14 protein-coding genes are annotated in these 20,215 nt (G+C 58.0%); 8 read left to right on the top strand and 6 right to left on the bottom strand.

Annotated elements, in window-relative coordinates:
* Positions 1-111 precede the first annotated feature (111 nt).
* Positions 112-2,208, bottom strand: a complete 2,097-nt coding sequence (locus C5J22_RS21745) for a carboxy terminal-processing peptidase (RefSeq protein WP_105439943.1) — start codon at positions 2,206-2,208, stop codon at positions 112-114.
* A gap of 304 nt (positions 2,209-2,512) precedes the next feature.
* Between C5J22_RS21745 and C5J22_RS21740 the strand changes: the two genes are divergently transcribed.
* The 6 genes from C5J22_RS21740 to C5J22_RS21715 all read left to right on the top strand — a co-directional run bounded on the left by C5J22_RS21740 (position 2,513) and on the right by C5J22_RS21715 (position 9,893).
* Entirely contained in the window at positions 2,513-4,411 is a 1,899-nt protein-coding gene (locus C5J22_RS21740; protein WP_105403308.1) for an ABC transporter substrate-binding protein, read from the top strand.
* Between the two features lie 64 nt (positions 4,412-4,475).
* A complete protein-coding gene (locus tag C5J22_RS21735; protein WP_105439942.1) occupies positions 4,476-5,483 on the top strand; it encodes an ABC transporter permease in 1,008 nt (335 codons plus the stop codon).
* Positions 5,480-6,340 carry an ABC transporter permease gene (locus C5J22_RS21730; protein WP_105420262.1) on the top strand — a complete coding sequence of 287 codons (861 nt, stop codon included), beginning with the start codon at positions 5,480-5,482 and terminating at the stop codon, positions 6,338-6,340. Before C5J22_RS21735 ends, C5J22_RS21730 begins: the two co-directional genes overlap by 4 nt.
* Positions 6,340-7,407 (top strand): ABC transporter ATP-binding protein, encoded by a 1,068-nt coding sequence (locus C5J22_RS21725; RefSeq protein WP_105439941.1) that lies wholly within the window; start codon positions 6,340-6,342, stop codon positions 7,405-7,407. Before C5J22_RS21730 ends, C5J22_RS21725 begins: the two co-directional genes overlap by 1 nt.
* Entirely contained in the window at positions 7,404-8,300 is an 897-nt protein-coding gene (locus tag C5J22_RS21720; RefSeq protein WP_105439940.1) for an ABC transporter ATP-binding protein, read from the top strand. The genes C5J22_RS21725 and C5J22_RS21720 overlap by 4 nt, the downstream gene beginning before the upstream one ends.
* 45 nt (positions 8,301-8,345) lie before the next feature.
* Positions 8,346-9,893, top strand: a complete 1,548-nt coding sequence (locus tag C5J22_RS21715) for an alpha-N-arabinofuranosidase (RefSeq protein WP_371412659.1) — start codon at positions 8,346-8,348, stop codon at positions 9,891-9,893.
* A gap of 40 nt (positions 9,894-9,933) precedes the next feature.
* On the opposite strand, the gene C5J22_RS21710 is transcribed toward C5J22_RS21715, so the two are convergent.
* Complete coding sequence (locus tag C5J22_RS21710) at positions 9,934-10,860, bottom strand: transcriptional regulator (protein ID WP_105439938.1); 927 nt, start codon at positions 10,858-10,860, stop codon at positions 9,934-9,936.
* Between the two features lie 269 nt (positions 10,861-11,129).
* On the opposite strand from C5J22_RS21710, the gene C5J22_RS21705 reads away from it, so the two are divergent.
* Entirely contained in the window at positions 11,130-12,008 is an 879-nt protein-coding gene (locus C5J22_RS21705) for a glycosyltransferase (protein WP_172746741.1), read from the top strand.
* Between the two features lie 79 nt (positions 12,009-12,087).
* On the opposite strand, the gene C5J22_RS21700 is transcribed toward C5J22_RS21705, so the two are convergent.
* On the bottom strand, positions 12,088-13,443 hold the full coding sequence (locus C5J22_RS21700; protein WP_105439936.1) for an ATP-binding protein: 1,356 nt from the start codon (positions 13,441-13,443) through the stop codon (positions 12,088-12,090).
* 196 nt (positions 13,444-13,639) lie between these two features.
* Here C5J22_RS21700 and C5J22_RS21695 point away from each other — a divergent pair, with 196 nt between their 5' ends.
* Complete coding sequence (locus C5J22_RS21695; protein ID WP_245440495.1) at positions 13,640-14,551, top strand: MipA/OmpV family protein; 912 nt, start codon at positions 13,640-13,642, stop codon at positions 14,549-14,551.
* Between the two features lie 255 nt (positions 14,552-14,806).
* Here C5J22_RS21695 and C5J22_RS21690 read toward each other — a convergent pair whose 3' ends face one another.
* From C5J22_RS21690 to C5J22_RS21680, 3 genes are all read right to left on the bottom strand, one after another.
* Positions 14,807-15,529 carry a response regulator transcription factor gene (locus C5J22_RS21690; protein ID WP_040124382.1) on the bottom strand — a complete coding sequence of 241 codons (723 nt, stop codon included), beginning with the start codon at positions 15,527-15,529 and terminating at the stop codon, positions 14,807-14,809.
* Positions 15,530-15,746: 217 nt separating this feature from the next.
* Positions 15,747-18,803 carry an efflux RND transporter permease subunit gene (locus C5J22_RS21685; RefSeq protein ID WP_105439934.1) on the bottom strand — a complete coding sequence of 1,019 codons (3,057 nt, stop codon included), beginning with the start codon at positions 18,801-18,803 and terminating at the stop codon, positions 15,747-15,749.
* Entirely contained in the window at positions 18,800-19,924 is a 1,125-nt protein-coding gene (locus C5J22_RS21680) for an efflux RND transporter periplasmic adaptor subunit (protein WP_105439986.1), read from the bottom strand. Before C5J22_RS21680 ends, C5J22_RS21685 begins: the two co-directional genes overlap by 4 nt.
* Positions 19,925-20,215 lie beyond the last annotated feature (291 nt).

The raw sequence follows: 20,215 nt of genomic DNA, 5'->3' as shown, positions 1-20,215 counted from the left end.
CGGGTGGCCGGTCAATCTGACTTCGTCCCCCTACGAAAGGACTTCTCCCAAGGCGGAACGCTTTCCGTTCGGGGTTTGGAAGCCCACGCTCTGAGTGTAGGCATTCCCCATTTACCGAGTGCCGGTCTTTCGCGCATTTTCCGCCAAATCGGCCTGATCGGCAACAATGGAGGCTGCTTCGTTTCTCAAGACGTCCTTGGCGTTCTTGCGGGCATTTTCAATCGCGATATCGGCATTCAGGCTCCGCTCATTTGCTTGCAGGCCATCGTCTTTATCGGGAACCAAACCATCGTTTGCCTGCTCGCGCGCCTTGAGACGGGTCGTAAGGGCAGTGAGTTCGTTCCGACGTTCAACTTCATTGAGGGAGATGACACGCTTTTCGCGTTGCACCTTCAGCTCTGCGGCGTCTTCTGCGAAACGTTGAAAATCCCGATCGCTTTGTACCCGAGCATCATGCCGGCTTTGCAGTTGCTGCAGCAACCCGCTCCTGTTGCCTGCGGCCGCATAATTCGCAGGCTTGATCTGACCCCATGGCAGCGCATTGTCATAACTCGCTTCACCAAGGGTCTTGGGGTCCGAGAGGCCCGGCAAGCTGATGTCGGGTGTCACGCCGCGCAGCTGTGTCGTGCCGCCGTCGACACGGAAGAATTGGGCGATCGTCAGTTTCAATTGGCCGAATTTTGGTTTGCTGTTGTGGGCCACCTGATCGAGATCGACGACCGTTTGCACGGTACCTTTACCGAAGCTAGGTTCGCCGACGATCACGCCGCGACCGTAATCCTGTATCGCTGCGGCAAAAATTTCCGAGGCCGACGCTGAGCCGCGATTGATCAATACCCCGAGCGGACCCGCCCACGCGGGCGTCGGCAGATCATCGCTTTCTACCTTGATCTTGCCATCGGCGTCGCGCTGCTGAACCACAGGGCCTTTCCCGACGAACAGGCCTGTCAAATCAATCGCTTCGGCCAACGAGCCCCCACCGTTGTCGCGCAAATCGATCAGAACGCCGTCGACCTTTTCCCGTTTCAGTTCGCCAAGAAGCTTGGCAACGTCTCGGCTTGCGCTTCTGTAGTCTTTCTCGCCTTTTCGCCGCGCTTCGAAGTCCTCATAGAACGCCGGCAAGGTGATCACACCAATTCTGCGCGCGACACCGCGGTCCTCCAAGGGCAGGATGGTCTTTTTTGCAGCCTGTTTTTCGAGGCTGATCTTGTCTCGCACCAGGCTGATGACGCGGCGGCTTCCGTTCTCTCCACCATCCGCCGGCAAGACATCCAGGCGCACAACGGAATCTTTCGCCCCGCGGATCATTTGCACGACTTCATCAAGGCGCGTGCCCACGACTTCCTTTATGGCGCCATCATCACCTTGACCGACACCGACAATGCGGTCGCCGACGGCCAGCATTCCGGACAATTGCGCAGGTCCACCCGGCACGAGCTCACGGACCGTCGTGTAACCATCTCGCTCCTGCAACACCGCGCCGATACCGACCAGCGAGAGCTTCATCGAAATGTCGAAATTAGCCGAAGCGGCGGCACCAAAATAGTCCGTATGCGGATCAACGGACGTGGTGTAGGCGCCCATGAATGACTGGAACGCGTCGTCGCTCTTGTAGGTATAAACGCGCTCCAGGATATTCTTGTAACGTTTGTCGAGGGTATCGCGAATAGCTGCGTCGGCTTGGCCTGCCAGTTTCAATCGCAGCCAGTCGCCTTTGACGCGCTTGCGCCAGAGGTCATTGCTCTGCTCTTCGGATTTCGGCCAGGGCTCTTTGTCGCGCGACAGGGAATAGTCTTCCCGCACGCTGAAATCGAAGCCCTGTTTGAGCAGGTTGCGCGCATACGTCATGCGGTCCACCACTCGCTGCGAATAGACGTTGAAGATCGAAAACGGAACCTTCAGGTCTTCGCCGACGATGGCATCGTCGATCTTGGTGCTGTCGGCCGCGAACTTGTCGATGTCGGCTTGCAGGAAAAAGCTCCGGTCGGAATCCAGAGACTCGATAAACCGATCCATGATTTTAGCCGACAAGGCATCGTTAAGCGGAACAGGCTTGTAAGCATATCGCGTCAGGAATTGTGCACTCAAATGCGCGGCTTGCGCCTGCTCCTGCAGTGGCGACAGGACCGGCGGCGGTCCAAGTTCCAAGGAGTAGGCCGACGGTGCGATTGCAAGGAACAGGCCAAGGAAACCATATCGTATGCGCATTCAGCTTTGATCCCATTTGCAAAATCGAGTCTATACTACGCAATGGTGGTGCAACAATGATGCCCTCTTGGCAACCGGATGAATAAGCAACATCTCGTGTTCATCATGGAAAATGAGACTATGCCTTTGGCCATAGTTCGCTTGCTCGTCCCTTCCACGCACTCGTGACCTTTGCCGTGCAAAATGGCACTATATCCGTAAATATGATATAGATCACAAATTCGGTTGACATTTTTAGTCTCTCAGGCAGTATCGAGGCCATTCGGATAGCCGATTAGCACGCTGGAACTGGGAGGATAACGGCATGCTTTCGAGAAGGACGTTTATGTGGCTCGCGGGGACATTTCTCGCGACCAGGCCGGCGCTTGGGCAAGTGCCGAGCAACGATTTGCCCCGAGAACAGCTGCTGATTCTCGAAAACCCGGAAGGGACGATCAAAAACGCCGGATGGTTCAACATTTGGGCCATCAACGCCGGCGGTCAGTCGACGGGTCTCCATCAGAACGTGATGGACACTTTCTGGTACATCGACCCCGATCACGGCATCGACGGTGTCTGGGACAATTCCCTTGCGACCGAAAAGCCGATCTATAACAAGAATTTCACGGAGATGACCGTGAAGCTCCGCTCCGGCGTCTTCTGGAGCGACGGCATCGAGTTCACCGCGGACGACGTGGTGTTCACCATCGAGACCCACATGAAGACCAGCGGCCTGCGCTGGAGTGCACCGGTCCAGATCAACGTCGCGGCGATCGAGAAGAAGAGCCCGACGGAAGTGCTCTTCAAACTCAAAAAGCCCAATTCACGCTTCCATGCGCTGTTTACGGTTCGCTGGAACGCCATGTGGATGATGCCGAAGCACGTGTTTGAGAAGGTCGGCGACGTTCTCAAGTTCGACTTCAACCCGCCGGTTGGGCTGGGTGCCTATACGCTCCACAATTTCGACCGCGGCGGCAAGTGGTTCATCTGGAAGAAACGCGAGGATTGGAAGCGTACCTCGGTCGCCCGGTTCGGCGAACCCGGCCCCGGTTACCTCGCCTATATTGACCCGGGACCGCCCGAAAAGCGGGTTATCGAGCAGCTCAATCATCGTCTCGACGTCATCCATGACCTGTCCCCCGAGGGCATGTTCACGCTCGCCAAGGACTCGCCCTCGTCGGTCAGCTGGTTCAAGGGGTTCCCCTATGCACATCCTGATCCGACATTGCCTTCGGTCATCTTCAACAATCGGCTGGAAAAATTCCAGAACAAGGACGTCCGCTGGGCGCTGGCGCTGCTGATCGACATCAAGGCCGTCAGCATGGCCTCCTATCGCGGCGCAGCCACTATCTCCGCGATCGGGGTGCCGCCCACCGGACTTTATCCGAAATACTATTTCGCACCCATGGAGCAGTGGCTGACTGGTTTCGAGCTCGACACGGGCAAGCGGAAGATCAAGCCCTACGATCCGACGATCGGCAAACAGATCGCAGAAATGCTGCGTCCGTCCCTCAAGGACCAGATACCAACGGACCCGGCAGATATTGCGACCGCGTTTGGCAGGGGATGGTGGAAACCTGATCCGGAGGCGGCAACCGAACTTCTCCAGAAAGCCGGCTTCACCAAACAGGGGGACCGCTGGTTTCAACCGAACGGGCAACCGTTCTCGGTGAAGGTCATGGTCGAAGGCGATCTCCGGCCGGTCATGACGCGCGCCGGATCGATCATCGCGCAACAATGGCGGCGTTTCGGCATCGATGCGAATATCGACGTCGCCCAGGGAACGATGCTTGACCGGCGAGGCGTCGGCGACTTCGACACCTTCATAGGCTGGAGCGTCGAGACCTGGGGTGGTCACCCTGACCTGTCGTTCTTCCTCGACAGCTGGCATTCCCAGTTTGTTGTCGATGTCGGCAAGGTGCAACCGCCGAGAAACTGGCAACGTTGGAAAGAACCGAGGCTGGACAAGATCATCGAGGAGATCCGCACGATCGATTTCGACGATCCCCGTGGGGTCGAGCTTGGTCTCGACTATCTGAAGCTGGCCGCGGAAGAAATGCCGATCATTCCGCTCATGGCTTACAACGTCTTCGCGACCATGGACACGACCTACTGGACCGGTTTCCCGAGCCTCGCAACGAAGCCATACACGAACCCGGTCGCCAACTGGGGCAACACTAAATACATGATGGTCAATTTGAAGCCGACCAAGCCGGCAAAGTGAGAAACTGCCGCCCGGAGCCTCCAAGGCACCGGGCGGAGACCTCATCCCGAAATACGAGGCATCAATGCGATCCTATGCCATCTACGTGGCCAAGCGCGTCCTGCAGCTCGCGCTGGTCGTTTTCGTCGGCATCAGCATCACGTTTCTGATCACGCATCTTACGCCGATAGATCCGGTCGAGCATGCCGTCGCACAAGTGAGCACATTTGGCTTTTCCAGCCCCGAATCCATCGAGCTTCTTCGGCAGTCCCTCAAGGAACTCTACGGCGTCGGAGACAATCTGTGGGAGGAGTATCTGATTTTCTGGCGTCGACTTGCCATGCTCGACTTCGGCCCCTCACTGTCGGCATTTCCGACGCCCGTGAGTGAACTGATCGGGAGAGCCATTCCCTGGACGATTGGTCTCCTGACAGTGTCCACCATATTGAGCTGGTTTATTGGCAATATCCTTGGCGGACTGGCGGGCTACTACAGCCGCAATCGTATCCTTCGGATCCTTGGCATGATCATGATGGGGCTCCATCCGGTGCCCTATTACATTGTTGCCTTCGTCCTGTTGATCGTCTTCACATTCCTCCTGCCGATCCTGCCGAGCAGCGGCGGCTATGAGATGAACCTTGCGACCGGCTGGACGCCACAATTCGCGGGCAGCGCGCTGTTGCACTCCATTCTGCCATCGCTTTCCCTCATCCTCGTCGGTGTCGGCAGCTGGTTCATGGGAATGCGGGCGCTGGTCTCGAATATCGTTACCGACGACTATGTCACCTACGCTGCACTCGCCGGCGTACCGGACAAAAAGCTCGTAACGTCCTACGTCATGCGCAACGCCTTCCTGCCGCAGATCACCGGCCTTGCGATGTCGATCGGCGCAATCTTCAACGGTGCGGTGATCACGGAACAGGTTTTCGGCTACCCGGGCATCGGGCGCCTTCTGGTCGAGGCAGTTCATGCAGCCGATTATTCGCTCGTTCTGGGGATCACGTCGATTGCCATCATCGCGGTCTCGGCAGCCGTCTTCATCATCGACATCATCTATCCCCTGATCGATCCGCGCGTACAGGTGACCCAATGATTGCCGTCCTGAGAGACCTGTTCCGCTATAACGGCGAGTTCGCGATCGGATGCATGATCATGGCGATCATCCTCGGCATCGCCGCCGCCTCCTTCTTCTCCCCCTACGAGCCGATCGACTCCTATCTTGTGGCCTTGGATGCGCCACCGTCGCTGGAATATGTATTCGGCACCAATTCGCGCGGTCAGGATATTTTCTGGCAATTGACCTTTGCGATTCGCAATACCCTCGCCTTCGGCTTCATCGTGGCGCTCATCAGCCGGATACTCTCCCTGGTGATCGGGCTGATCTCCGGTTATATGGGCGGAATCGTCGACCGCATCCTGATGTCGATCAACGATACGTTTATTGTCATTCCGCTCTTCCCGCTTCTGGTCCTGCTCTATTTCGTATTGCGGGACGACATGACCTGGTTCGTGCTTGCGCTCGTCATGGCGGGCCTCGGATGGGCCTATGACGCGCGGCTTATTCGATCGGTGATGATCAGCCTCAGAACCCGTGAATTCACCAACACCAGCGTTTTCTCCGGCATGTCCATGCCGAGGATCGTCACGCAGGAACATCTACCCTATGTGCTGCCGATCGTCTTCTCGACATTCATGAACAACATGAACTGGTCGATCGGGCTCGAAGTCACGCTTGCTGTCCTGGGGTTTACAGATGTCGACACCCCTACCATCGGCGGCATGATCTTCTGGGCCAACCAGCACAGCGCAATGGTGTCCGGAGTCTGGTGGTGGTACTTCTTTCCCACCCTCTTCGTGACGTTGACGTTCATCGGGCTCTTCCTGCTGGCCATCTCGATGAATGAATATATCGATCCGCGAAGCCGGCTCGATCGGATGGGGAATTCCTGATGACGCAAATCTCAGCCTCAGCCGGCCGCGAGCACGCCCACGTTCTGGAAACGAGCGATCTTCGCGCCTACTACCGGATGAAATATTTTGGGATCGACCGCGAGGTAAGGGCTGTCGACGGGATCTCGATGCATGTGCGCAAGCACGAGATCTATGGCATTGCAGGTGAATCCAGCTGCGGCAAGACCACGTTCATCAAAGCGATCGCGGCTGCGATCAGGCCTCCGTTGGAAATTGTCGGCGGCCAGGTGAACTACAGCTTCATCGACGATGATCTCTATGCGTTGCCCCCGGCACGACGCACGGCCATACGCTGGCGGCACCTCTCCTACATCCTGCAAGGCTCGATGAACGTGCTCAATCCCGTTCGTCGCATTCACAAAACGTTCGAGGATTTCGCCTTCCGGCACATGCATTTGCCACGCGCCGAGTTCGACCAGGAGGTGCGCCGCCATCTGGAACGGCTGCGCCTTCCTGCTGAGATCCTCCGCTCCTATCCGCACGAACTCTCGGGCGGGATGCGACAGCGCGTTTGCATCGCGCTCGCAACGCTTTGCAAGCCGGAGTTCATCATCGCCGACGAACCGACGACCGCGCTCGATGTTGTCGTCCAGAAAGACGTCCTGGCGATGATCCGGGAAACACAACATGAATTCGGATCGTCAATGATCTTCGTGACCCACGACCTGACGGTTCATGCAAATATCGCTGACAGGCTCGGCATCATGTATGCCGGCCGGCTTGTCGAAGAAGGGCGAACCGCCGACGTTTTTGCCAACCCTTTGCATCCGTACACGGCCCATCTGATCGCCAGCCTGCCGACGCTCGGCGACAGGCATACACGCGACGGGCTTCACGGAACCCCGCCGAACCTCGCCGATCCTCCAAAAGGATGCCGCTTCCATCCGCGATGTCCACTGGCGATGGAGATTTGTCGACATGAGAATCCCGCCCTTACCACCCTCGCCAAAGATCACAGGGTGGCATGTTTCGCAGCGAGCTCGGACGTCCTACCGACACTTGATGGAAAACCAAACCGGCACGAGGAATTGGAGATAGAGCGATGACGGCTCCTCTTCTGCATCTCGACGGCGTCACCAGGCTCTACAAACGAGGCGGCCTGCTTGGCCGTCAGGAATTCCGGGCCGTCGACAATGTATCATTCCGCCTGGAGGGCGATGAACCTCAGGTCTTCACGATCATCGGCGAATCCGGAAGCGGCAAGACGACACTTGCGAGGATGATCCTCAACATGGTCCGGCCAAGCGCGGGGACGATCTTCTTCAAGGGCGGCGACCTGGCTTCGATCCGTGGGACGGGAGCGCGGCGAAGATTCATGAAAGAGGTCCAGCCGATCTTCCAGAACCCCTTCGAAGCGTTCAATCCACTGAAACGCGTCGATCGCTATCTGTTCATGACGGCAAAAAATTTCACTGACGCCCATTCACCCGCGCAGCTGGAAGCCGTTGCCGACAGGGCGCTGAACAACGTCGGCCTGTCGATTGCCGAAGTCCGCGGCCGGTTTCCCCATGAGCTCTCCGGAGGTCAGCTCCAGCGGGTGGCGATTGCCCGGGCGCTTATCCCCGGCCCGTCGATGCTGGTCGCGGACGAGCCGGTTTCGATGGTCGATGCCTCGCTGAGAATGTCGATCGTCAATCTGTTTCGTGCCCTGCGCGATGATCTCAAGGTTTCGATCATCTACATCACGCACGATCTTGCGACGGCCTATTACGTCAGCGACAGGATCATCATCATGCGCAAGGGTGAAGTCGTCGAAAGCGGCGAGGCTCGCTCGGTCCTTGACAACCCCCAGCATCCGTATTCGCAACTCCTGAAGTCCGCCATCCTGTCTCCCGACCCGAACGGTCGCGGCGTGCTGACCGGCGACAGCGCCGCGTCCCAGCAAGCGCGCGCATCACCCCAGCCGTCGATCGAAGAGACAGAGCTGCAGTCGCACTAGCGGCGAATTACCCATTTCCTGAAGCAAAGTGAGATTTGAGAGATGATCAAGGCCCAAGCCCGGTTCGACCGGGACTTTATCATTGGTGAAACCGACAACCGTCTGTTCGGCGCATTCGTCGAGCATCTTGGCCGCTGCGTCTATGGCGGCATTTTTGAACCTGGACATCCAACGGCTGACGAAAAGGGGTTCAGGCGGGATGTTCTGGAGCTCGTGCGCGAGCTCAATCCCACCATCATGCGCTACCCCGGCGGCAATTTCGTTTCCGGTTACAATTGGGAGGATGGAGTGGGCCCGGTCGAGCAGCGCCCACGCCGCCTCGACCTGGCATGGAAATCCGTCGACACCAATCATTTCGGAACCAACGAATTTATGGACTGGTGCCGGGTTGCCGGTATCGAACCGATGTTGGCTGTCAACCTCGGCACGCGCGGACCGGACGAAGCCCGCCATCTGCTTGAATATTGCAATCATCCTTCCGGCACCCACCTTTCCGAACTTCGCCACCAGCATGGCTGGGAGAAACCGCACGACATCAAATTCTGGTGCCTGGGCAACGAAATGGACGGCGGCTGGCAGATGGGAGCGAAAACGGCCGAAGAGTACGGCCGGATCGCCGCCGAGACCGCAAAGATGATGCGGATGACCGATCCGACGATCGAACTGGCGGCCTGCGGATCCTCCGGACGAAAAATGGCGACCTATGGCGAATGGGAGAGGATCGTCCTCGAACACACGTTTGATCATGTCGAGTTCATATCGTTGCACACCTATCTCAACAATTATGCCGATGACACGCCGTCGTTCCTGGCAAGTCCCGACCTGATGGACAGCTTCATCGAAGAGGTGGTTTCGATCGCCGATGCCGTCGCGGCCCGACGTCGCTCCCGCAAGCGCATCATGCTGAGCTTCGACGAATGGAATGTCTGGTATCGCACCCGGCGCGGCGAACAGAACCGCGTCAAGGAAGGCTGGCCCGTCGCCCCACCGATACTGGAGGAGGAATACGACATGCAGGATGCGCTTGCCTTCGGCGGCGCCTGCATCTCGCTCCTCAATCACGCCGACCGCGTCAAGGCCGGATGCCTGGCCCAGCTTGTAAACGCCATCGCCCCCATCATGACGGAAACCGGTGGTCCGGCCTGGCGGCAGACGATCTTTTGGCCCTTCTCGGACTTCAGCAATCTTGGCAGGGGCAGCGTCCTCAGGACCCGCGTCGATACGCCGACCTATGCCACTCGCTACTACGACCCCACGCACACGGAAGACCTGTACGACAAGATCGACGCCGTTCCTTACCTCAAGTTCTCGGCGGTGCATTCGGAGGAGAACAAGACGGTCACCCTCTTCATCCTGAACCGGCATCTTTCCGACGATATGCAGATTGACGTCGCGGCAACCGGCTTTGGCGGACTGAAGCTGCAGCGAGCACATTCGCTGCATCACCATGACCTCAAGGCGAGCAACACCAAGAATGAGCCGAACAAGGTGGCTCCTCACGATCTGAGGGACATAGACGTGACGAATGGCAGCGTCACGGTCACCGTTCCTCCGGCGTCATGGAGCGTCGTCCGGTTTGGCGCTTCCCTGTGAAACCGAAGTCGAGGACGGGTCGTAGCGCCCCTATCTGCCGTCAGGCAAGATAGAGCCGCATGATGATATCCTGGTCGTAGTTGCCGAACCCGCGACCGAAGACGTTGATGCCCCCCGGATGGGGGGCATTTTCTTCTATGCCGATCTTCATCCTGATCGAATGATGCTCGGCCAGGCCGATGTCGTCGATTGTGACGTTGGAGATCGATACGCCGTCGATAAATGATCCCTGCTTGGTAACGCGCCAAGTCTTCAGCTTGCCGTATTGAGAACCTTCAAGCTTCCACCACTGTGGCGTATAGACCCCGCGCTTGTCGCCATAGTCACCGGGTGACGTCCAGGTCCCGATGCGATGTTCGTTTATCCACAGGGTTATGTCGGAAGGCCAATTGACATTCGTGCCGGGCACTTCCGACGAGAGCTCCATCGAAAACTCGATTGCCTCGACCGCCGACTTAACAAGCTTGGCATTGTTTGGAAATTTGTATTCGACATTGCCGCGGCCGAACCAGATCAAGGCTGCCTGTACCCGGCCGGGATCGAGAAAGAAATCAGGAACATCCAGTAGGCCGATGACACCTTCCGGTGAGCAAAGCCCGCATGGTGCAGAAACTTCGCAGCTCGTGTAGAGCCCGAGAGGCATCGCGACCTCGATCTGGTTGTTTCTGGTCGCTTTTTCAGCGGTGTCGAACCGGACGATGATCTCGTCGTATTTGGCGCTGCAAACCTTCTGATTGCCTTTGGTCGCCTTGACGGACGAGGTCTCGATGAGGCCGGCCTCTTCAAGGGTCAGAATATTCACCGCGACCGTCGACTGCGGCAGCGAGAGTGCCGCGCTGATCTCGTTGACGTTCAGCTTTCCCCGATCATGGAGAAGTTGAAGGATGTTGACCCGGATTGGTGACGCCAGGCCTTTGAGAACCAGGCTGCCGGTGTTGGCGGATATTGAGAGAAAATTCGGCTTCATACTTCAGATCATGCTGTTGCCCGTCATCTATATCAAGATTTTTGATTTAGTGAGAGCGAATTTTCCGGTGGCCTGGGGTCGGCCGATCTGACCTTGTTTGGCCAGTATGGGCCGAAGCAAATTGATCGCACGTATCTTCAGCCGGGGCACTATCGGTTCAGCCGCACCGCCGACATCAATGACAATATTCGGCAACATCATATAACAACTATAAACAATCACCCGCACCAAAGTCGCTTAAACCGTCTCCAGATTATTGATGGAGCGGCATGTTGGTTACGATTGTTTGCATGAAATGGGGTACGGCTTTCACCGCCAGCCATGTCAATGCTCTTTATGCCGGCGTATTGCGCAATATGGAGGAGCCGTTCGACTTTGTCTGCCTGACGGACGATCGTCGCGGCCTTGCTTCCAGCATTCTCACTCGTCATATCCCGAACCTCGGCCTGCCTGAGCAGGCGTGGAGACGAGGGTGCTGGCCCAAGATCGGAGTGTTTGCCCCGGGTCTTTTCCCGCCCGGAGACGTCGTGCTTTTCCTCGATCTCGACGTCATGGTCCAACGATCACTCGCCCCGCTGATCGGCTTGCTTCGGGAGCGCCGTCATTTTGTGATCCAACGGGAATGGAATCCGGATCTCTGGAGCCTGCTCCCAAATAACTTCAGGCCTGACAGGGGTGCGCAGTCATCCGTCTTTGGATTTCATGCCGGAAATGTCGATGGAATTTACCACGACTTCGTAAGCAAAGCCGACGCGATCATCGCGCAATTCAAGAACGACCAGTCCTACCTGACGCATGCGGTGCGGCAAAAAAGTTACTGGCCGGCAGGTTTTTGCGTCAGCTTCAAGAGAAGCTGCACGAAATACTTTCCGATCAATCTGCTCCTGCCGAGGATCAAGCAGCCGCAGAACGCGAAAATCATCGTCTTCCACGGAAAACCGAGGCCCTGGGATACGATGGTCGAAGAAGGCCAGCGATGGGGATCGAAAAGGCGATTTGGCGTCGGTCCCGTCCCATGGATCAAACAATATTTCAATCAGGCGGACGCGATGCTGGCTTCTCTCGCCAATGCCGCAAACAATTTCGAGGCGGCCGCCCATGGCTCCACAGCAAATGTCGGCCTGGAACGGGCAAACGCCGAGTTATAGCAATAGCTAAGGTTACCACGCAGATAGGCGAAGCCAGAAAACACGCCCGCAGGCCGATCAAAGCCATTCGCGCAAGCGTTCACCGAACCTGCGCGGTGACGCCGTCAGCCTGCAGATCTGCTGGAAACGTCAACCGCGCCAAGAGCCCGGATGGCTCCCCGTCCAACAGTTCCAGCGTTCCCCGGTGAGCTTGCACGACTTCCGCAACGATGGACAATCCCAGCCCGAACCCGGCGTTGCCATCAGTCCTCGCCGCATTCAGCTTGAAGAATGGCTCCAACACCTGCGCACGTGATTGCTTCGGTATCCCGGGGCCATTGTCCGATACGTCGACAACCACCTTGTCTCCGCTTCGCTTCAGCTCGATTGCGACCTTGTCGCCAAATTTCACGGCGTTTTCGCAAAGGTTGGTCACTGCACGCGTTATCGCGAGGGGTTTGCAATTGGCGGACAGATGATTGGGGCCGATATAGTTGATCTTGTGACCCACATCGTCAAATTCGCTGCAGATCGTCTGCAGCGTCGTTGCCAAGTCAATACTTTCCACCTGCTCTCGATGATGGTCATCACGCAGATAGCTGAGGCTCTCTTTGAGAAGACTATCGATGCGAGAGATATCCGCCAGCAACATATCGCGCAATTGCCCGTCGCCGACCCGCTCCACTCGAAGTCTCAGTCTCGTCAATGGCGTGCGCAGATCGTGGCTCACCCCACGCAGCATCCGCGTCCTGCCTTGGATCATATCGGTGATGCGATCGCTCATCCCGTTCAAGGAGCGTGCAACAGCGACGATCTCCACGCTGCCTTCCTCGTCGAAGATTACCCGGCCGGACGTGATGTCGGCATTCGCAGCCGCTGAAGCAATCTTCCGCAGCGGTCGCGTGATCGCCCGGACCCCGAACGAAGAAAACAGCACGATCAAGGTGATGAGCGCCAGTAGATAGTGTGGCCCCCGGACGAGGACCTCGCTCCAGAACGCCGTGCTTGGAAGACCGCCCAAAACGAGGATTGTTTTATCGTCAACCTCGGTTGAGAGGACGCGCTTGTCATCGACAAAGGTTTGCCAGCCACCGAGTGGCGTCTGCCTCCCGTCGGGGGAAAAAAGCCAATCTATCGTCGCGTCCAGGACGCTTTCCTGCGGTGATGAGTTCTTGAACGTTTCCGCCAAGGCGCGCGGTCGCAGATTGAGATCCCAACCGGCACGATTGGCTGCCCGAAGAACGATGTCGCGCTCTTCGGGCGTGGCAGTTTTGAGGATGGAACCTATCGTAAACACACTATCGGCGAGTTCCTCAACGTCAACCATCGGATATCCATTTCCAACACGCTGCTCGAGAAAAGAGCCGCCTAAAACGGTGATGGTGAGGCCGAGAACAATAACGCCCGTGATCTGACTATGGATCGTCGATAGGCCTGGAAGCCGGCGGAAAAACATGAGCACCCGTTTGGCTTGTGAAGCGCGCTTGAGCCGAGGTCGATCGGCGAAGCAGGAATATAGGCGATTTCCCTCACAAGATCCCGCGTTTCCTGCTGCGCGATTATTACGTTTTGTAACGGCAGGGCTGCCTCTTTGCCGATCGCTCGGGCTGCAACAAAGCGTAACAAAAAAACATGCACCGGAGGGCTCTGGCATGAAACACAAGTCGTCGCAGGCTCCTCTGTTGGGGGGACTGATAACCTGTTCTGGAGCCCTTATGCTACATTTAAAAAAAGCCAAGCGGCGTCTTTCGCCCCTCGCCTTATGCACCGCATTCTGCGTTGCGGGATTTTCCCCAAACGCCTATGGCGCCGACCAGACCGCCACGGAACAGACGCCGGAGCCACCTTTCGACAAGCAGCGTTTCGACAAACGCCAACCGGAGCGCAATTGGAGCCTGATCATTGGTGCCGGCGCTTCTTACGACCCCAAATACGAAGGGAGCGACGAATTTGAAGTCAGCCCTATTCCCTTCGTGGTGTTCACCTATGGCGAATGGTTGGAAATCGATCCAGGTGGGATCAGCGTCACCGTCCTGGATCAAGACGGATTTTCCATCTCCGCTGCGGTTGGTTACGAATCGGGACGGGATGAGGGTGACGGTGATCGCCTCCGCGGTCTCGGCGACATCAACTTCGCAGCAACAGTCGGTGCAAAAGTCGGCTATGATTGGGGCCCGGTCGAAATCTATGCGAGCGTCGACCAGACCATCGGCGGCAGCGAAAGCCTGATTGGAAAGTTTGGGGTAGAATACTCGGCCCCGGTCACGGAACGTCTCATTCTGGGCGCACGCGCCGAAGCCACCGTGGCCGATGGCAAGCACATGCAGGCCTATTTTGGCGTCGATGCCGCTCAATCGGCACGTTCAGGCCTGCCTGAATATAAAGCAGAAGCGGGCCTGAAGCGTGTCGATTTCTCTGCCTCCGCCACATACGCACTGAGCGATCATTGGTTGGTGCGTGGTGAAGCAGGCATCGGCGTGCTCACCGGAGATGCCGCGGATAGCCCGATCGTCGAGAAGAAGATCCAACCTTCCGTTTCTGCTTTTGTCGGCTACAAGTTCTGAAGCCGGGGAGAGAAAATAGATGACGTGTCGCCTGCACGGATCGCTTCCGATGCAGCAGGCGACACGCGTTGCCGTGTGGCAAGACTTTTGACTCCAAGATGCAATGCCGTGGCCGCTGGGAGCGGGCACCCAAGCGCCGGCTCCCAGTCATAGCATCGGGCTTGCACCAAGCGATCTTGCTCGCTTATCTGTGCTGGCCCTGCAACCGCGGCCGCATGGCAATTGGGGCGCCGGAGAAGGATTGAGGCATCTGTATCAGACTTCCTCCACCGACGCGGTGAAAGTATATCCTCCCAGCCTGACCGTCTGCAGGAGCGTTGGCTCGCGAGGATCAGCCTCGATCTTTTGACGGAGGCGGCTGATATGCACGTCAATACTGCGCTCGATCGGCCCCGCCAGCCCGGAATGGGTAAACAAGAGCAGCTCCTCGCGGGTGATGACCCTGCCCGGATTTCTGCAGAACGCCAGCAGAAGATCGAATTCCGTCGTTGTCAAAGCGATGCGAGCGTTGCCGGGGTCGTGAAGCCGGCGCCGCATCGGGTCAATCACCCATCCGTCGAAGCGCAGCTTCCTTTGAGCAGAGCTGCTTGTCAGGCCGTAAGAGGCGCGACGCAGGAGACTGCGAATCCGAGCGACCACTTCTCTTGGGCTGAAGGGCTTTGTAATGTAATCATCGGCGCCGACTTCCAGTCCCACGATCCGGTCGACCTCCTCTCCGAGTGCCGTCAGCAGGATTATCGGGATCGTTCTTTCCGAACGGATGCGTTTGCAAATGCTCAAGCCATCTTCGCCCGGCAGCATGACATCGAGGATGATCAGATCATAGGAATTGCTGCGAAGCAGGGATTGCATCACGTTTCCGTCCTCAGCCACGGTCGGCAGCATCCCGCTTTCCTGAATTGTCGACGCCAGAAGATTGCCGATTTCGAAGTCGTCTTCCACGATCAATATCTTCGCGGATGCTGAATTGGGCTGCATAGGTTTTTTCCTGTTTGAGGACCCTACAATGGGCCGGCTGCTGGTCCTCGAATGTTTCGCTTTATTAAGTTTTGTTACGGTCGCTGCTCGCAGTGATACCAAACGTGCCCAGCCATGGCGATAAGCGCCGCAACCGCTCGGCGATACGGCAGGGCCGGCCAGGTGGTTGGCCGGCCCTCCGCTGGTAGTGCAAGCGTCCTTGCGGCGCCTGCAACCTTCAGATCTCGGCCGACTGGAGGAAGGGCTTGAAGATCCGAGCGGTACGATCGCCAAAGTCGGAAACGATCAGGTGGAGCGACGGGATGACGACCAACGATAGAACCGTAGACACGAGCAGACCGCCAATCACCGCGATCGCCATCGGCGCCCTGAATTCGCCACCGTCCCCTACCCCGAGCGCGGAGGGGGCCATTCCCCCGATCATAGCAAACGTGGTCATGATGATCGGGCGAACCCGCTCCGAGCAGGCTTCGACGATCGCATCGACCCGAGACAGCCCATGGGCTTCGCGTTCAATGGCGAAATCCAGGAGCATGATGGCGTTTTTCGTCACGATCCCCATCAGCATCAGGATACCGATGACGACGGGAAGCGAGACAGCGTTGCCACTTAGCATGAGGCCAGCTGCAACGCCGCCGATCGACAGGGGAAGGGAGGCCAGAATGGTCCAGGGCGCCAACACGCTTCCGAAGAGGAGAATGAGAACGACAAGCACAAGCATGACACCCGATCCCATCGCCACCGCAAAGCTTGAGAACACCTCGCCTTCGGTATCGGAATCCCCCGTCGCTTGAATGCGCACGCCCGCCGGCAGGCTCTTGACGCTATCGAGTTGTGCCAGCCTGTCGAGACCCTGGCCCGACGTCATGCCGTCAGCCATATCCGCTGAGATTTCGATGCGACGCTGGCGATCAAATCGCTCGATGGCGGCGACCCTCTCATCGAAGCTGACGTCGGCGATCGAAGACAACGGAACCGACGTCCCTCTCGTCGTCGGTACCGAGAGCATTTCAAGGGTTGGCAAATCGTCGCGAGCATGCGTCTGGAGCAGCACACGGATTGGAATCTGTCGGCCGGCATCAATGAAGTTGGGCAGTCGGCTGTCGACGTCGCCCACAGTCGATACGCGGATCGTGCGGGCAAGTTCTGCCGGAGATACACCGATCGTTGAAGCCTTGTCCGCATCAATTTTCACCCGCAGTTCTGGGCGCGTTACCGCGTTGTCGGCGGTCGGGTTGACGAAATTTTCGTCGGCGGCGAGCTCCTGCAATATGTTGTCTGCGGCGCGCTGAGCCATGGCGCCATCCGCGGACAGGACAGCGAAAGATATGTCCCGCCCACCGCGTGTGTTGAGAAAACGCAGCCTGACGTCCGAAATGGAGGAAAGCGCCTTTTCAAGATCGGCTTGTATCGAGAACGATGAACGGTCGCGCTCGGATTTGTGGAACAGATCGATCAGGACGACCGCATATCGTACGTCTTCCTGTCCGGCCGTACTCGACCCCGCCCTGACGAATACGCCTTCCACCGCGGAATCCCGCCGGACCAAGGCGGCTATTTCATCCGTCGCTGCTCTTGTTTCGTGCAAAGCCGTCCCGGGGGGCAGCTCCACCGAAAGGGTCAACCGCCCCGTATCCTCTTCCGGCAAAAAGGCGGTCGGCAGCGAGGTCAGGACATATAAAGCCAGTGCGAAAGCCGCAAATGCGGATCCGACCGTCATCCATCGCCACCGCAGACTGACTTTCAGCAGTCCCTCATAGGCCGACATCAGGCGCCCTTTCCGAATGTGGGACGGAGGAACGTTCGTCATGATGTATGCCGCCATGATTGGGGTTATCAATCGAGCCACCAGAAGTGAAAAGAACACCGCTATCGCAACAGTCAGCCCGAATTCTCGAAAGTACAGCCCGACCACCCCGCTCATGAAACCCACGGGTGTGAAGACAGCCATGATCGTTGCGGAGATGGCTATGACAGCAAACCCTATTTCGTCAGAGGCGTCCAATGCAGCTCGGTAGGCGGATTTGCCCATGTCGCGGTGACGCACCACGTTTTCAATTTCAACGATCGCATCGTCCACGAGAATTCCCGTCACCAGGGTGATCCCAAGTAGACTGAGGATATTGAGGGAAAAGCCCAGGAGATCGATGGCAAAAAAGGTCGGGATGATCGAAAGCGGAAGCGCGATTGCGGCTACGACCGTGGCCCGCCAGTCGCGCAGGAATAGGAAGACGACGACGATTGACAATGCCGCGCCCTCATAGAGGGTATGCATGGCCGAGTTGTAGTTGCCCGCCGTGTAGGACATATTGTCGTCGACCAGCTTGAAGCGGATCGACGGCTGTTCGAGATGTAGCTTCTCCAGTGCTGTGGCCACTTCCTCCGCAACAGCTAGCTCGCTCGAACCCTTTGAGCGATAGACCGCGAAACCTACGACGTCCTCCTGATCCAGAGTCGCAAAGGCGCGGGCTTCGGCGATCGTATCCTGGACGTTTCCGACATCCCCCAGTTTCACACTGGCGTCGTCCGACAGGAGGATGCGAGAACCACCGAGTTCTGCAATCGTCTGCGCCGCCGCAGCGGTCGTCAGCGTCCGCTCTCGGCCATTCAGGTTGCTGCGGCCCCCGGAACGATCCAACTGGCTTGCGATGAGGCTTTCGTTAACGGCATTCGCCGTCAGGGAAAGCGCCTGCAATCGCGAAGGATCGAGTTCGACATGGATTTCCCTGTCAGCACCTCCGACACGATCAATGCGGCCAACGCCCTTCAGACCCTGCAACTGCCGGGCAACAACATCGTCGACGAACCACGAAAGCTCTGCAACGGTCATGTCCTGGCTTGTCACGGCATAGGTCACGACCGCCTGCGCGTCCTCCTCGGCCCGTTCGATGACAGGCTCATCTATTCCATCGGGAAGGTCGCTACGGATTTTGGCAACTGCGTCGCGGACGTCACCCATGGCGCGGTCTGGCGAAATCACGCCCAACTCGAATTCGACAGCGGTAACGGAACGGCCTTGAGTGACGGTCGACTTGATCTCTTCTACGCCTGCAAGAGACGCTACCGCGTCTTCAACAAGACGAGTAATTTCAGTCTCCAACTCACTCGGCGCGCCCCCGGGTTGGTCGATGATCACATTCACAGCCGGCTCGTCGATGGTCGGGAAGTAAGTGACGGGCAGCCGTGAGAAGCTGTAGCGACCGGCGGTGACAAGGATGAGGAATAGGAGGATCGAGGGAAGCGGATTGCGGATCGCCCAGGCCGATATGTTCATTGAAGTCGAGCTCCGAGCCGATTTGGGGTAGATATGGACGCGTCGGCGCGCGTTGCCGGCGTCGCGGCCAATACGGGCCTCACCCGCTCCTGTGCCTTCAGGAAGGCACCTGATTTCAGGACGACCTCCTCTCCCTCCCGGATGCCGTCGAGGATTTCCACGAAGCCGCTTTGCTGTGATCCGATGCGAACCGGGCGGATATCCACGAGCCCGTCTGAAACGACGTAAACGTTGTGGCCAGCCGCTGTGCTTTTGACGGCCGTTCCCGGGAGGAGAACATTCTGCCGGTCTTCGACACTGATGCTACCGCGCGCAAAGACGCCTGGGACAAGTCTGGCCTTGTCCGCAAGTTCGATCCGCACCGTCCCGCTTCTTGTCTTGGGATCGAGTTGCGCGGCATTCAGCCGGACGGTTCCTGCGATGGCTTGGTCGCGTCCTGGCAAGGTAATTTCGACGCTCATGCCTTCGCGCAGCCGAACGAAGCTTGTCTCCGTCACCTGCGCCACGAACTCGATATCATCATCGTCAGCGATGACAAAAAGAGGTTCGGCGGAACTCGATGTCATCGCACCGACACGCGCTTTCCGGCTCAAAATCCGACCCGAGCTGGGGGCCCGCAGGGTGCTTCTCTGGACAGTCAGTTCGATTTCCCGCCGCTCGCTGGCGATCAGCTGTTGATCTGCGTTGGCGAGCTCCAACGATTGGCGCGCCAGTCGCAACTCCGCGACGGCTCGGGCGTGAGCGTTCAAGTCTTCCTCGAGGACGTTGTCGGCGATCGCACCTTTTGGCTGTAGCGAGCGGCTGCGTTCAAGCTTCTTGCGCGCTTCGGCTTCGGTGACCGTTGCCACATCTATCTTGCTGCTCTCAACCGCCGCGGCAGCACGCGCGCGAAGGAGGCTCACCGCATTCTTGTCCAGCAACATCAGGGCTTCGGTCGTGTCCAGGACCGCGAGCGCCTGGCCGCGTTCAACATGTTGCCCGGCCTCTACCAAGATCTGTCGCACCTCCTTGCCGAGGACGGCGGGGTAGACCTCGATCTCTTCCCGCGCTGCGAGCGAACCAACCACCTCGATCCTTTCCGTCAGCGCACCTCGCTTGGCGACGATCGTCGTCACCGGCATTTGGGCGTCTGCGAACGCCACGGTCGAAAACACACATGCGAGCATCGCTGCTTTACCGAAAAGCGCGCAGCAGCGTCGAAGCGTGGATGATACGGTCGATAACGCGATCATTGAGTGGACCTTTTAAGTGGGCCGCAGAGCGCCCTGGCTTGCTTGGTCACACGATAGCGATGGGGCGGAGCCGCACTGTGTAGTCACATTAAGAAATGTTACGGCACGCTCGTGCGTCAGAATCTTGAGGGGCGCGGCCCACTAGATGGAGCGGCACAGACCGCTTTTGAGCCCTCACGG

The sequence above is a fragment of the Neorhizobium sp. T25_13 genome, from assembly GCF_002968675.1.
In the GTDB taxonomy this organism is placed as follows: Bacteria; Pseudomonadota; Alphaproteobacteria; order Rhizobiales; family Rhizobiaceae; genus Neorhizobium; species Neorhizobium tomejilense.
Note: the sequence above shows the minus strand (reverse complement) of the source record. Positions and strands in the feature narration are given on the sequence as shown.